Genomic DNA, 13,590 nt, shown 5'->3' with positions numbered 1-13,590 from the left:
ACGTCACAGGCTCAGCGTGAGCTGGGTGATGAAGAAGTCCGCCAGGCACACGGAGACGGACGTGGTCGCCACCGTCTGGGTGGTGGCGCGGCCCACGCCCTCCGTGCCGCCCTCCACGGTGAGCCCGCGGAAGCAACCCACCAGGCCGATGATGAGTCCGAACACCGCGCCCTTGAACACGCCCGAGGCGAAGTCCGGCATCAGCACCGCGTCCAGCGCGCCCTGGAAGAAGAGGTTGAGCGTAATCGCGTACTGGAAGTTCACCACCAGCGCGCCCGCCACCAGGCCCACGACGTCCGCGAACACGGTGAGCACCGGCAGCACAATCAGGCACGCCAGCACGCGGGGCACCACCAGCTTGCGCAGCGGGTCCGCGCCCAGCGCGCGGATGGCGTCCACCTGCTCCGTCACCGTCATGGCGCCCAGCTCCGCGGCGATGCCGCTGCCGATGCGCGCGCCCACGGTGAGCGCGGTGAGCACCGGCGCCAGCTCGCGGAACAGCGTGAGGATGACCACGCGGCCCACGGTGTACTGCACGCCGAAGCGCGACAGGAAGTAGCCGAACTGCAACGAGATGACGAGCCCCGCGAACATCGCGGTGAGCAGGGCGATGGGCAGCGAGCGCACGCCCAGCGACTCCGTGTGGTACACGAGCCCGCGCCAGTCATAGGGCGGACGCACCGCGCGGCTGAACACCTGCCCCGTCATCCGCGACAGGGCGCCCAGTGACTCCAGGCGCTCCTTCGCCCGGTCCATGAGGCTCGGGGGCCCGGAAGCCGCCGCCGCGTCCACCTCGGGCTGCCGGGTCGTCATCCCTTGCGCTCCGATTCGAAGCCGGCCAGCAGCGCGTCGAAGTCCGCCATGCGCCCGTCCGCGAGCTCCGGCGGCGACACGTAGGTGAAGTCGAACACGCAGTTGTCCTTCTTCAGCACCACCAGCTCCAGTTGCACGGGCACGCCGTCCATCTTCGCCAGGTGGCGGCTGCGCAGGGCCTCGCGCCCATCCATGGGGATGCGCTGTTCAGCGATTTCCTGTCGTTCCGTGAAGCCCGCCAACAGGTGCCGGGTGAGCACCTGGAGCGACGGGTCATCATGCCCCTGGCACGTGGCGTTGACGGAGAGCGCGCGACCGGTGCCCTCCTCGGCGAACGCGAGGTCGTTGTCCTCCAGCCGCACCTGCTCCCAATACGCGGGGAGCTTGCCAATGCGGTAGCGCACGGCGGGCTTGGTGAGGACGGAATCCTCGAACGTCGTCCTGTGACAGCCCGCCAGGGGCATGACCACCAGCAGGCACAGCAACGTCATCCGCGGCATGGCACCGTTCTTCGTGGCTCTCTTCCGGCCCTGCGACCAAGTCATGCGTCACAAGTCGCGCACCTGCAAGGAATTCCATGTCGTGCGGTGGGGGCCAAACGTCCACTGTCACACCTCTGAATCCATCCTGGCACGTCACATTCCCGCCACCCGAGGTGCGCCGGCCGTCCGCCATGGCACCAACCGGTCTGCGCGAGCGTCCATCCGCGGGCAGTCCCCGGCCACGCCGCGCGGCCCCAACTTTGTCCCGACGCACGCAAGCCGTCCGGCTCGGACAGCAGTGCCCCACGCTCGACACACGGACAAGGAGGACCCTCATGGACGGCGGACTCGCGATATTCGGCCTCGGCCTCTTCCTGCTGGGAATCGCCAACCTGTACACACGGCACAGCTACTGGCTGGCTGTCTCCGTGCTGCTCCTGTCGGTGGTGTCCATGGGGATGGCCTTCAGCGAGTCGAAGCGGCTGCGCGACGTGTCGCTGGGCATCGGCGTCGTGCTGCTGCTGCTCACCATCGTCGCGCTCGCCGTGGGCACGTCGTGGTGGCTGCCACTGGCCACCTTCCTCTTCGCCGTGGCGTACGGCGTGCTCTGGGCGGAGTACCGCTTCCCCTTCTTCAAGCACGTGGCGCCGGGCGACGTGCCGCACCACACGGAGCGGCGCTTCCACGTCCACTGGCCCTGGCACCGTCGGCGCGTGACGCCGTGACTTCAGCTGGCAGGGGGCGGCTCGGCGTCCGCGCGCACCGCCACCTGCCCGCCGTGCACGTCGAGCCAGAGCGTGTCGTCCGCCGCCGCGCCCCGCACCAGCGAACCGTCCGTGGTGGTGAGCACCACCTGCGCGCCGCTCTGGGCCGGTAGCCCATGAGGTAGGCGTTGCGCTCGGGGTCCAGCTCGCTCGACACGTCGTCCAGCAGCAGCAGCGGCAGGAAGCCCATCGCGGCCTCCAGGTTCTCGATTTCGGCGATCTTCCAGCCGAGCACCAGCGCCCGCTGCTGTCCCTGGCTCGCGTAGGCCCGCGCGCTGCGGCCTCCCAGCGTCACCGAGACGTCGTCCGAGTGCGGCCCCACCGAGGTGAAGCCCCGCTCCATGTCCGCCGCAGGCGCGCGGAGAGGCTCTCCCGCAGCATGGCTGCCAGCGCCGTTTCGTCCGCGGCGGCGAAGTCGCCCTCCAGATGCGCGGGTCGGTAGTTGTACACGGCCGGGTCCACCGTGCGGCCAATGGAAGCGAAGGTCGCCTGCGCCCTGGGCGCCAGCTCCGCCATCAGCGCGCGCCGCCGCGAATAGATGCGCGCGCCAGCCTTCGCCAGCGTCTCGTCGTAGGCCTCCAGGTACACCGCGTCCACGGTGTGCCCTTCGCGCAGCAGGCGGTTGCGGTTCTTCAAGGCCCGCGCGTACTCGCGGCTCTCGCGCAGGAAGGCGGGGAAGCGGTTGAACACCGCCCGGTCCAGGAAGCCGCGCCGTGAGTCCGGACCGCCCTTCACCACCTCCAGGTCATCCGGCGTGAAGGCCACCACGGACACGCCGCCGAAGTAGTCCTCCAGGCTGGAGGCCTTCTTCCCATCCACGAAGGCCTGCCGCGTGCCGCCGCCCACCTCCACGGCGATTTCACGCTCGGCGCCCTTGAGCAGGAAGCGCCCCGTCACCCGCGCGCCCTGCGAGCCCCAGCGAACCAGCTCCGACAGGCGCCCCGCGCGCAGCGGCTTGAGCGTGGCCAGGAAGTAGAGGGCCTCCAGCAGGTTCGTCTTGCCCTGCCCGTTCTGCCCCACCGCGATGGTGGCGTGGGCACTGGGCGTGAGCTGGACCTGGGGGAGGTTCCGGAAGTCGTGGACGTGAAGCGCGAGGAGGCGCACGGCCCCCTCCGTATAACCTCTCCGCTCCCCGGCGGGGGACCTATCTCGCGGGCTGGAGCGGCAGCTCCACCACGAAGGTGGCGCCCTCGCCGGGCTGGCTGTCCACCTGGATGGTGCCGCCCAGGGCCTCCACCAGCGTGCGCGTCACATAGAGCCCCAGGCCCATGCCGCCGTAGTTCCGCTCGGACACGGCGCGCTCGAACTTCTGGAAGATGCGCGCGTGGGCTTCCGAGTCGATGCCAATGCCCCGGTCCCTTACCCACAGCCGGGCGCCCATGCCCCCTGACGCCACGTCGATGTGCACGGGTGCGCCCGCGCCGTACTTGAGCGCGTTGGACAGCAGGTTGGAGACCACCTGCTCCAGCCGCAGCCGGTCCCACACCCCTTCGAGCCCTTCCGCCCGCGTGATGTGCAGCTCGCAGCCGGCGCGCGCGGCCTCCAGCTCGAAACGCGTGGCCACCTCGCGCACGAGCGAGGGCAGGTCCACCGGCTCGAACTGGAGCTTCAACCGGCCGGTGCTGATGCGCGACACGTCGAGCAGCCCGTCCACGAGCTCGGCCAGACGCGTCACCTGCCGGCGCATGGCCTCCACCTCGCGCCCGTGACGCTGGGCCAACGCGGACTCCGGGTCCGCGTGGATGGCGCGCACGAAGGACTGGAGCCGCAGCCCCAGCGACGTCAGCGGCGTCTTGAGCTCGTGGCTGGCCACGGACAGGAACTCGTCACGGGCACGCACGGCCTCCTGGAGGTGCTGCTCCACCGTCTTCAGGCGGGTGATGTCCAGGAAGGGAATCACCACCACGGACGGGTGGCCATGCATGGCGGGCAGCGTCTCCGACGAGATGCTGAGGGCGTACTGGCCCGCGGGCGTGTGCCAGTGGACCTCCAGCCCGTCCAGCCGCTCGCCCCGGGCCGCGCGGTTGGAGGGCATTTCATCCACGCTCAGCCGGCGGCCCTCCAGGTCCGTGACGTGGAAGTGGTCGCCAAACGCGGTGGCGGGCACGTCCTTGGGGATGTGCAGGCCGTAGAGCCGGTCCGCCGCGGCGTTGGAGAAGTTGAGGTCGCCACTGGCCGGGTCCGCCATCACCACCGGCATGGGCATCAGGTCGAGCACGGCCTCCAGCCACTTCTGCTGGCTCTCCACGGCCTGGCGCGCGAACACCTGTTCGGTGACGTCGAAGGCCAGCGTCACCAGGCCGTCCACGAGGCCGCGCTCGTCGCGCAGGGGCTCGAAGATGATGTTCCAGAACCGGGTCTCGACGCGGCCGGCGCCCTCGTAGTCAATGGTGACGGGGTACTCCCGCGCGGTGGCGCGCTCGCCCGTCTCCAGCACGCCCCGGTGGAGGCTCAGCAGCTCCCGGGACAAATCCGGAATGGCCTCCTCCTGGGTGCGCCCGGTCAGCTCGCGTCCGCCCATGAGCTTCTGGAGCAGCGGGTTGGCGAACTCGTAGCGCAGCTCGTAGCCGCGCAGCACGCTGATGGCCACCGGCGCCTGCGTGAAGACCTGGAGCAGGTTGCGCCGCTCCACCTGCGCCGCCTCACGGGCCGCCAGCTCCGCCGTCATGTCCTTGTAGGCCACGGCGAGGTGCGTGACGCCGCCGCTGGAGGAGACCAGGGGGAAGCCGGTGCAGGAGATGGCGATGCGCCGCGCCTCGGCGGGCGCGCGGACGTGCGCCAACTCCTTCACGTCGTACCAGAACACCGGCGTCTGGACGCGCTCGCCCGACACGACCCGCTGGAGCAACTTCGCGTAGCCCAGCTGCGCGAGCAGCTCGTCCTTGAAGAGGCTGTACTCGGGTGGCGGCGCCGCGCCGAACATCGCCAGGAAGGCGGGGTTGGAGAGCAGGCAGTGGCCGTCCGAGGTGAAGACGGCGTAGGGCACCGGCGAATGGGTGAACAGCCCTTCGAGCAGCGCGAGCGAATCCGGCACCTCGGAGAGCTGTTCGCGCAAGGAGCGGGGCTCCGTCACCACGGGCCTGCTGCGCGTGTCCTGACTCCAGTGCTGGCCCGTTCGCGTCGCCACGGGGCCAGGGCCTAGCAGAGCCACCCCGGGCTGCCCAGTCCACCGTTGACCAGCCGCCTGCCCACCGCGCCCCCTGGCACGCACATGGTGCTGGTGCACCGGCGAGCCCATGCCAGGATGCGCGCCCCATGGCGGACCACCTCAAGACCTTCTTCGACGCGCGGCTCGTCGAACGCCTCGGCGCGTCACTCCACGCCGCGGCGCCTACCTTCCCTCGCGCTGCGTTCATCCGAGAGGCCGCGAAGGGCCTGGATGGCCACGAGTTGATGGACCGGGCGCGACATATCGCTGGCGCGCTGCACCGTGCGCTGCCCCAAGACTACCCAGAGGCGGTGGAGGTGCTGCTGCGCTCGCTCGGCCCCCGGACGGAGGCCACGGAGGGCGGAGCCATGGCCTCCTTCTTCTACCTGCCGCACACGATTTTCGTGGCGGAGCGCGGCCTGGAGCACTTCGAGCCGTCCATGCGCGCCCAGCACGCGCTCACCCAGCGCTTCACCGCGGAGTTCTCCATCCGGCCCTACCTGGAGCGGCACACCGCGAAGACGCTGGCCCGCCTGCGCGAGTGGACAGAGGACCCGAGCGAGCATGTCCGGCGGCTCGTGTCAGAGGGCACGCGCACGCGCCTGCCGTGGGCCTCACGGCTGCGCGAGTTCCAGAAGGACCCCACACCCGTGCTCGCGCTGCTGGAGCGGCTGAAGGACGACCCGGCGCTGTACGTGCGCCGCTCGGTGGCCAACAACCTGAACGACATCGGAAAGGACCACCCCGCGCTGCTGGTGCAGGTGGCGACGGCGTGGATGAAGAACGCCACGCCGGAGCGGGAGTGGCTGGTGCGCCATGCGCTGCGCTCGTCCATCAAGCGCGGAGAGCCCGCGGCGCTGGCGGTGGTGGGCGCTCGGCCGCCGTCAGGCATCGAGGCCCGCGTGACGCAGCTGCCCCGCCGCGCGGCCCTGGGCGACACGGTGGAGGTCCACTTCGAGGTGACCAACCGCTCGAAGCAGCAGCAGACGCTGGTGGTGGACCTCGCGGTGCATTTCCAGAAGGCGAACGGCGAGGCGCGGCCCAAGGTGTTCAAGGTGCGCGAGCTGCTGCTTGGCCCCGGACAAGCGGAGACGGTGAGCAAGCGCGTCTCCTTCGCGCAGCTCTCCACACGCAAGCACTACGCCGGGCCACACCGCTTCGAGGCCCTGGTGAACGGACAGGGATTGCCGCTGGGTGTCGTCGAGGTCAGCGGGTAGGAAGTTCCCGGCAAGCGATCCCCTCCAGCCCGAGGCGCCTCACCGCATCCACGAACCGGTCGGTCCCGATAATCATCGTCGCGAAGTTCACGAGCCGGAACGCGTCCACGTCCGCCGGGAGCGAAGCTGCAGCGAGGATGGGGGCATCGGGCCGAGCAAAGGCATTCCGCCCGCAGGTTGGACACGGCGGCGATGCGTCGGATGGGATGCAATCCGGATGCAGCAGACCGCGTGGCTCCAGTTGGAGGTCCAGTAACTCCGGTGACTCCTTCTTGCGGAATCGCAGTTCCGTTTGTCCGCCCAGCAGACCGCGTACGCCTTCAGCTTGCAGGCGCTCCAGCGCATCGCGGCGTACGAGCAATAGCGAAGTCCCCTGCCATGTGAATGGACCGAATTCGCCGGACGCAGTGCCAACCAATGGCCCGAAGGCCGCGCCAGGGGGGAGTTCCGCATCCGGAGGAGCCAAGGGGCGTACCAGTTCCCGAAGACGGGAGAACTCCGTGAACGGCTCCGGCCGGGCCTTCTCGAACGCGGCACGCTCCGGCAGCTGCGACAGGTCCACGAGGGGATAGTGGTTCCCCCAGGAACTCCAGGTCGTGCCACAGGCAGAGCACTTCACGCCGGGCAGACTCCACTTGTGCGCGGCGTTGAAGCTTCCACTGAAGGCGGCCGTTGCCGCTTCGTCTTCGCGCAACCAGAAGAATCGGGTCATGGGTCCCTACGCGCCAGGACGGGAATAATAGGGCTGAATCGGACCACCGATGAGCTCGAAGCGATGAATCAACTCCCCCGCATGCTTGAAAATCTCCTCTGCGCTCGCGTTCCGGTTCCGGTCCCGGAACTCACGCCATGCTTTGTTCCACGCGCCACCATTGCCAAGGGGCCCATGAATCCGCCGGTGCACGTCACGAGGAATGGGCATGGTGTAGCTGTGGATTTTCACGCCTTGCCCTTCGAACCATCGAGCCAGGTCTTCTGCCTGCGGGAAGATGTGGTGCTTTTCCCAGCGACCGGGCGTTAGACGGTGCGACGGAGAAATGACCTGCGAGGAACCACCATTCCAGTTGGGGAAGACCATGACAGCCCCGCGTGGAAGCTGCTGCCCACCTCCCCAATTTCGCCGAGGTCCACTGCCCGGCGCTGCCGCGGCCACAGGCGGACGTGCGGGAGGAAAGCGCGCCAACTCCACTTCACCGAACAGGTCCTCGCAGCGGTAGAAGCCACATGAGTCCCCCTCGCAAAGGAGGCTGACGCAACGGTCCTCATGCGAAGCGGAACACGCCTCCGTCGCCGCGTGCGCTGCTCGCTGAATGGGAGTCTTTGCGGTGGTGGAGCACCCCAACCAGAACGCAACAAGCAGTGAAAGACCCAAACCAGGATGGATGCGCATCTCAAGCGAACCCTATCCTGTTTGGAACGGCACGTTACGCCACGAGGCCCTCGGCTTCTCACCTTCCGTGCCCCCTCCACCTCATTCTTCACCACGACGCGATGGGCCGCATGGGCACACAGCCTCACCGAGGCCCGAAAATCTTCACCAGCTTGTTGTAGACGCCCATCACCAGCAGGGGTGACACCCACTGGCCAATGAAGCGGCTGGGGCGCGAGCGTCCCGCCGCCTCCAAGATGAAGGAAGCGCCCATCGAGGCGAGGCTCGCCACCAGGAACACGTGCGAGGGCACCTTCGCCGTCTGCTGTTCAATCAAGCGCGTCAGTGACGCCTCGGCGTGCTCCGCTCGCACCACCGGGGGCACGTCCATGTACTCATGCTCCGAAGCCCGGCTCGCCGGGTTGACGTCCATCTCCATGCTCCCTCCCAGGGCGGGCAGACAGGCCCGCCGCATGCACTGCTCTTCCGCCGAGCCGCGCCATGCAGCCCAGCGGAGAGGTCCCCATCATGGTGTGACCGATGGAGGCAAACGGCGAGATGGCGAGCGAGTTCATGCACACAGATGCCAACCCGTCAGGCGAACTGCAGCTCCCTGAAGAAGGGGCAGGCCCCCTGCTCCAGCGCGACTACTGGGCGGTCATCCGCGACTGCCGGGTCTCCCCCAAGGAGCTCATGCGCTGGGTGGCCGTGCGCTTCGCCGAGTTCGCCCCGTCCGAACTCTGCGTCTTCGAGCGCGGACACCCGGAACGCGGGGGCCAGCCGCTGGAACTGGGCGACGAGCTGACGGTGAAGATTCAGGGCGCGGGCACCTTCGCCGTGCGCGTCATCCACCAGGACGCCCAGAGCTTCACGCTCGGCACGCTCCACGGGCACCCGGAGGCGGGGCGCATCACCTTCGGCGCTTACCGGAACGCGCGCGACGATGTCATCTTCCACATCCGCAGCCGGGCGCGCTCCGGCTCGACGTTCCACTACCTCGGCTTCGTCACCGCCGGAGACGCCATGCAGACCAACACCTGGACCGAGTTCGTCCTGCGCGCCGCGCTGACGGCCGGTAACGGGGTGCATGGCGTCATCCACGCGGACACCACCGAGTTGGAGGACGAACCGCCCGGCGGCGACACCGCCCACGGGCCCACCTTCCTGGCGCGGGGAGACGGAAGACAATGATTGAGTGGCGCTGGTTCTCCGGCTGGACGGAAGAGGAAATGGTGCCCCGGCTGGCGCGGGCTCGCACGCTGGCGCGCAACTTCCCGGAGGTCTCCGGAGAGATGACGCTGCAGGGCGGGTGGAGCCAGGTCCACTCGGAGAGCGTGCTCGGCCGCGAGTCGCCAGGGCGCCCTGTCCCGGGCGGACTCTTCGAGCGCGCCCAGCAGGTGCTGGAGACCTTCGACTTCTCCGACCCGCGCATCGTCGCCTGGCACTTCTCCGACGAGGAGCCGATGCAGGGCCGCACGGTGCTGCTGGAGCTGCGCGCGCTGGGGCAGCAGCTGCGCTACCTGTGCGGCGTGCGGGTGGGAGGCACGCGCGAGGAGCACGACGAGGGGTGCAGCGTCTTCGGCTTCAGCTTCGAGACGCTCCATGGACACATCGAGGCCGGGCGCGAGTGGTTCCTGCTCAAGAAGGAGCACGAGAGCGGCGAGGTGCGCTTCCACATCGAGGCGGCCTGGCGTCCCGGCCAGTTCCCCAACTGGTGGAGCCGGCTGGGCTTCGCGATGGTGGCTCCGCGCTATCAGCGCGCGTGGCACCGGCTGACACACGTGCGGGTGCGCGAGCTGGCGTTGAAGCACCCGGAGCTCGTCGGTCAGCTCGCGAGCCACGGCCGGCTGGCGCACGCCGGCCATGCGCTGGGGACGGCCCCGGTGCAGTTCTTCGCGCAGCGGGCGCCAGGGCGGCGAGAAACGCAGTTGGAGGAGGAGATAGAGGCCATGAATCGAGCACACGGGTTGAGGGCCCTGGGATTGGGCGTGCTGGCGGGAATGCGGAGCATGAGCGCGCCGGCGCTGGCGAGCCGCTGGCTGACGAAGACACAGCCCGACAGCGAGGACCGGCTCGCCAGAACCCTGGCGCATCCGTGGACGCCGCGCGTGCTGGGCCTGCTCGCCGTGGGTGAGCTTGTCGCGGACAAGCTGCCGATGGCGCCCCCGCGTGTCGCCGCCGTGCCGTTGACGGGCCGGATGTTGTCGGGCGCCCTGGCCGCGGCCTCGGTGACGACGGAGCGCCAACGCGGTGGGCGGCTCGCGGCGGCGGCCCTGGGCGCCCTGGCGGCGCTGGCATCGAGTTGGGCCTTCTATTCGTTGCGGCGCACCGCCACGAAGAAGCTGGGCGTTCCGGACATGGCCGTGGCCCTGACAGAGGACGCGCTCCTCGCGGGCCTGGCCTCGCGGCTGCTGCCTGTCAGTGCGCATCAGGCCGGACACGCCACGCTGTCGCCCGCGTGACTGTCTCGGCCCCACACGCGGTGGCGGGCATCTCCGCCACGCCGCCGCGCGGCCACAGACACCCCTGAAAGCAAGCCCCACACGGCCAATGCCGGCCTCCGCCGTTGGCCCCCGCGCCGCGGCCTTAGCGCCCGCGCCACGCCGCCGCGCGGGCCGCATGCACCAGCGCGGGAAGGTCCTTCACGGCCGCCCCCGCGTCGGCCTCGATTTCCACCGTGGGAACCCGCGCCCGCTCGGGAGAAAACAGGCGCGCGGGCGTCTGTCCCTGGCCGCGAAGGAGGATGAACAGCCGCAGCGCATCCCGCAGCCGCTCCACGTCCTCGCCCTGCTCGCCTCGAGCCCGCTGCGCCGCGTTCCACAGCCGCGCCCACGCGGTCTCCTCATCCCACGTGCCCACGGGACGCTCGCGAGACAGCGCCGCCAGCTGCGCGGCCAGCTCGAAGAGCCCGGCGCGCCCTTCGCCAAAAACCTCGCAGGCTGGAAGCCGCACCTCCCCGGCCCCCTCCACGCCCACGCCGCGCGGCCCTACGGACCCGCCCGTCCGCGGCTGCGGGCCGGCGCCTCGGGCGCGAACAGCCCCGGCTCGCCCATCCGAGGCTCCGCGCCCCGCTCGAAACGCCCCTCGCGCGCCGCCAGCCACACCAACAGCGCCGGCACCTCGGCGTCCGCGGGCACCACCGGGGCCAGCCGTTCCTCCAACGAGGCGCGCAGCCGCGCCCAAGCCACGCCCCGCCAGAAGGCCGCGTGCAGCAGCAGCTCCGGTCCGCTGCGAGGCACCCGCTGCGGCGCGCGCGAGACGCGGGCCTGCAGGAAGCCCTTCACCTGTCCCCGCGTATCGAAGTGCTCCAGCCGCTGCCACAGCGCCGCCAGCGCGGTCTCCGCCAGCGGCAAGGCCCGCTGAAGCGCCTCCGCCTCCTCCACCGTGAAGGGCAGCACCCCTTCCGGCGCGGGCCGCTTGAAGACGTGCTCGAACACCTCCGCGGCGGCGCACGCGGCGCGCAGCTCCGGCAGGTTGCGCGGCAACAGCTCCACCGCCCGTGCCCAGATGTGCCGCCCCAGGAGCGGCCCCGCCTCCAGCACCGTCTCTTCCAACTTCAGCAGCGCCTCGCCCAGCGTCGCGGGCCGGCCCTCCGCGGGCAGCCGCTTGAAGGCCACGCGCCGCACGTCCTCCCGCAGGCGCTCCACCTCGCGCATCAGCTTCATGGGCGCGGCGTTCGCCGGCCACCCTTCCGCGGCGGCGCGGCGCTTCAGCGCGGCCAGGGTGGCGTCCACCTCCGGCTGCGTGCGCGCCACCTCCAGCAGCAGCTCGAACTCCGAGCGCACCCGCTGCTTCCAGAAGAAGGACGCCAGCATGCCGCGCAGGGCGCGATAGCGAAGACGCGTGGCCTCCAGGAGGTCCGCGCGGTCCTCCAGCCGGGCGCGCAGGTTGTCCGGGTGCGTGGCCATGCCCTCACCATAGGAAGGCACCGGCCGGGTGTCAGGCCCCCAGGGGGCCTATCGCGTCACGAGTGAACGGTGCGGGCCCTCTCGAGGGAGCCCACCCGACTCACACGCGCATGGGCATGACGACGGCGGTGAAGCTCCGGTCGCCGGGGGCGTGGAGCACGCCCGGGCTGTGCTCGTCACCCAGCTCGAAGGAGACCTCGTCCGTCTCCGTCACGGCGAGCACATCCATCAGGTAGCGCGCGTTGAAGCCGATGGTGATGCCGTTGCCGCGGTAGGCCAGCTCCAGCACGTCCTTGGCCTCGCCCAGGTCCGGGTTGCTCGCGGTGATGATGAGCTGGTTCTCCTCCAGGCCGATGCGGACCGCGTTGCTCTTGTCCGCCGACAGCAGGGCGATGCGCTTGAGGCTCTCCAGCAGGCGCACCTTGGGCACCAGGACGACCTTCTCCCCTTCCTTGGGGATGACGCGCTGGTACTCCGGGAACTGGCCGTCGATGAGCCGCATCACCATGGTGAGGCCCGGCTTCTTGAACAGCGCCGAGTTCTCCGCGAAGCCCAGGTAGCACTCCGCGTCCGGCGCCTCATCCAGCAGGCGCTTGAGCTCCATCAGGCCCTTGCGGGGGATGATGACGCCGCTCTTGAGCTTGAAGTCGCCCGGCAGCTCGCGCTCCACCAGCGCCAGCCGGTGGCCGTCGGTCGCCACCATGCGGACCTTGCCGGTGGACTGGGGCTCGAAGAAGACGCCGTTGAGGATGTAGCGCGTCTCGTCGCTGGAGATGGCGAACTGCGTCTTCTTGATCATCTCCAGCAGCGTGTTGCCCCCCACCTGCACCAGGGGCGCGTTCTCTTCCTTCGGCAGCTTGGGGTACTCCTCGGCCGCCATGCCCACGATCTTGAAGTGGGCCGAGCCGCTGGAGATGTCCACGTAGTTGTTGGCCAGCTTCTTCAGCGTGACCTGCGCGTCCGGGAGGTTCTGGACGATGTCGAAGACGTACTTGGCGCTCAGCGTGACGGCGCCCGTCTTGATGACCTCGGCCGGGTGCTCGGACACGACGCCGATGTCCAGGTCGAACGCGGTGACGGTGATGCCGCCCTTGTTCGCGGTGACGAGCACGTTCGCCAGGATGGGCATCGTCGTCTTGCGCTCCACGATGCCCTGGGCGCGGTAGAGGGCCTTCTTCAGCTCGTCGGCGGCGATGCGGAATTCCATCGGAGGGCGTCCTTACGGGTCTCGGCCGCGAAGGCCGATCTACGAGGCCGGATGTAGCCCCTGCACTCCCCTCCGTCAACGAACCCTGAGCGACGCGGGAGCATCAATGTCCACCTGCAACTGACCGCCAGTCACCAATTCGCGAGACAGACTGGCCCCCGGCAGCGAGCCGGAGCACACTGGCGCCTCTTTCCTCCCCTGGAGCCCCTCATGAACAGCCGCTCGCTGGTGCTCGCCGCCCTTGTCCTAGGCTTCGTCTCCGGATGTAGCAAGCCGCCCGCCGCGACGTCCTCGCCACCGGCGAGCGAGAATGGCCTCCCCTCCAGCGAGAACGGAACGCCCACCATGACCCCACCGCCCAGCCATGACTCCCAGCCCAAGCCGGGTGAGAGCGCCGTCTACATCGTCAAGGACAGTGGCGTGCGCTGCTTCGCCCCGCCCTGCCCCACCTACAACGCCTTCCCGGTGGACAAGCCGGACGCGGAGCCCATCCCCGTGCACGAGCTGGAGCTGTCGGCGGTGACGAAGGGCTCGGACGAGCAGACGGAGGCGTTGATCCGAAAGACGCTGGACGGCACCGGGCTCAAGATTCAGGGCACCTTGGAGACGCGGCCCAACGCGGGCCCCGCGGGCGCGGCCACCGTCCTGCGCGCCAGCAAGGTCGAAAACTGAAACCACCCTT

The 13,590-nt window shown here is 69.7% G+C and carries 14 protein-coding genes and 1 pseudogene; 5 read left to right on the top strand and 10 right to left on the bottom strand.

Annotated features, from left to right (window positions below; all coding sequences use genetic code 11):
* Positions 1-3 precede the first annotated feature (3 nt).
* A complete protein-coding gene (locus QEG98_RS01425; RefSeq protein WP_090490932.1) occupies positions 4-813 on the bottom strand; it encodes an MlaE family ABC transporter permease in 810 nt (269 codons plus the stop codon).
* Positions 810-1,313 (bottom strand): hypothetical protein, encoded by a 504-nt coding sequence (locus tag QEG98_RS01420; protein ID WP_316565461.1) that lies wholly within the window; start codon positions 1,311-1,313, stop codon positions 810-812. The genes QEG98_RS01425 and QEG98_RS01420 overlap by 4 nt, the downstream gene beginning before the upstream one ends.
* Before the next feature lie 317 nt (positions 1,314-1,630).
* Here QEG98_RS01420 and QEG98_RS01415 point away from each other — a divergent pair, with 317 nt between their 5' ends.
* Positions 1,631-2,020: a hypothetical protein gene (locus tag QEG98_RS01415; RefSeq protein WP_090490934.1), complete on the top strand. Its 390-nt coding sequence runs from the start codon at positions 1,631-1,633 to the stop codon at positions 2,018-2,020.
* Between the two features lie 2 nt (positions 2,021-2,022).
* Here QEG98_RS01415 and recF read toward each other — a convergent pair.
* A pseudogene (gene recF / locus QEG98_RS01410) lies at positions 2,023-3,163 on the bottom strand (DNA replication/repair protein RecF).
* Between the two features lie 40 nt (positions 3,164-3,203).
* Positions 3,204-5,186 carry an ATP-binding protein gene (locus QEG98_RS01405; protein WP_316565460.1) on the bottom strand — a complete coding sequence of 661 codons (1,983 nt, stop codon included), beginning with the start codon at positions 5,184-5,186 and terminating at the stop codon, positions 3,204-3,206.
* A gap of 128 nt (positions 5,187-5,314) precedes the next feature.
* Here QEG98_RS01405 and QEG98_RS01400 point away from each other — a divergent pair, with 128 nt between their 5' ends.
* Positions 5,315-6,424: a DNA alkylation repair protein gene (locus tag QEG98_RS01400; protein WP_316565459.1), complete on the top strand. Its 1,110-nt coding sequence runs from the start codon at positions 5,315-5,317 to the stop codon at positions 6,422-6,424.
* Here the strand turns inward: QEG98_RS01400 and QEG98_RS01395 are convergent.
* From QEG98_RS01395 to QEG98_RS01385, 3 genes are all read right to left on the bottom strand, one after another.
* Positions 6,414-7,136: a double-CXXCG motif protein gene (locus QEG98_RS01395; RefSeq protein ID WP_090490938.1), complete on the bottom strand. Its 723-nt coding sequence runs from the start codon at positions 7,134-7,136 to the stop codon at positions 6,414-6,416. The two genes, QEG98_RS01400 and QEG98_RS01395, sit on opposite strands and share 11 nt — an antisense overlap.
* A gap of 6 nt (positions 7,137-7,142) precedes the next feature.
* Positions 7,143-7,814, bottom strand: coding sequence for a TIGR02269 family lipoprotein (locus QEG98_RS01390; RefSeq protein ID WP_316565458.1), 672 nt, complete (start codon positions 7,812-7,814; stop codon positions 7,143-7,145).
* Positions 7,815-7,938: 124 nt separating this feature from the next.
* Positions 7,939-8,232: a hypothetical protein gene (locus QEG98_RS01385; RefSeq protein ID WP_316565457.1), complete on the bottom strand. Its 294-nt coding sequence runs from the start codon at positions 8,230-8,232 to the stop codon at positions 7,939-7,941.
* A gap of 119 nt (positions 8,233-8,351) precedes the next feature.
* Between QEG98_RS01385 and QEG98_RS01380 the strand changes: the two genes are divergently transcribed.
* Entirely contained in the window at positions 8,352-8,984 is a 633-nt protein-coding gene (locus tag QEG98_RS01380; protein ID WP_316565456.1) for a DUF1990 family protein, read from the top strand.
* Complete coding sequence (locus tag QEG98_RS01375) at positions 8,981-10,255, top strand: DUF1990 family protein (protein ID WP_316565455.1); 1,275 nt, start codon at positions 8,981-8,983, stop codon at positions 10,253-10,255. The genes QEG98_RS01380 and QEG98_RS01375 overlap by 4 nt, the downstream gene beginning before the upstream one ends.
* Positions 10,256-10,379: 124 nt before the next feature.
* Here the strand turns inward: QEG98_RS01375 and QEG98_RS41560 are convergent, their stop codons facing one another.
* From QEG98_RS41560 to dnaN, 3 genes are all read right to left on the bottom strand, one after another.
* Positions 10,380-10,745, bottom strand: a complete 366-nt coding sequence (locus QEG98_RS41560) for a hypothetical protein (protein WP_410477928.1) — start codon at positions 10,743-10,745, stop codon at positions 10,380-10,382.
* Positions 10,746-10,780: 35 nt separating this feature from the next.
* Positions 10,781-11,701 carry a hypothetical protein gene (locus QEG98_RS01370; RefSeq protein ID WP_410477927.1) on the bottom strand — a complete coding sequence of 307 codons (921 nt, stop codon included), beginning with the start codon at positions 11,699-11,701 and terminating at the stop codon, positions 10,781-10,783.
* Positions 11,702-11,801: 100 nt separating this feature from the next.
* Positions 11,802-12,908 (bottom strand): DNA polymerase III subunit beta, encoded by a 1,107-nt coding sequence (gene dnaN, locus QEG98_RS01365; protein WP_171440462.1) that lies wholly within the window; start codon positions 12,906-12,908, stop codon positions 11,802-11,804.
* Between the two features lie 210 nt (positions 12,909-13,118).
* Between dnaN and QEG98_RS01360 the strand changes: the two genes are divergently transcribed.
* The gene (locus tag QEG98_RS01360) at positions 13,119-13,580 is read left to right on the top strand and encodes a DUF6748 domain-containing protein (RefSeq protein WP_090490945.1); all 462 of its coding nucleotides are present in this window, start codon (positions 13,119-13,121) and stop codon (positions 13,578-13,580) included.
* Positions 13,581-13,590 lie beyond the last annotated feature (10 nt).

It is taken from the genome of Myxococcus sp. MxC21-1 (assembly GCF_032612255.1).
Classification (GTDB): domain Bacteria; phylum Myxococcota; class Myxococcia; order Myxococcales; family Myxococcaceae; genus Myxococcus; species Myxococcus virescens.
Note: the sequence above shows the minus strand (reverse complement) of the source record. Positions and strands in the feature narration are given on the sequence as shown.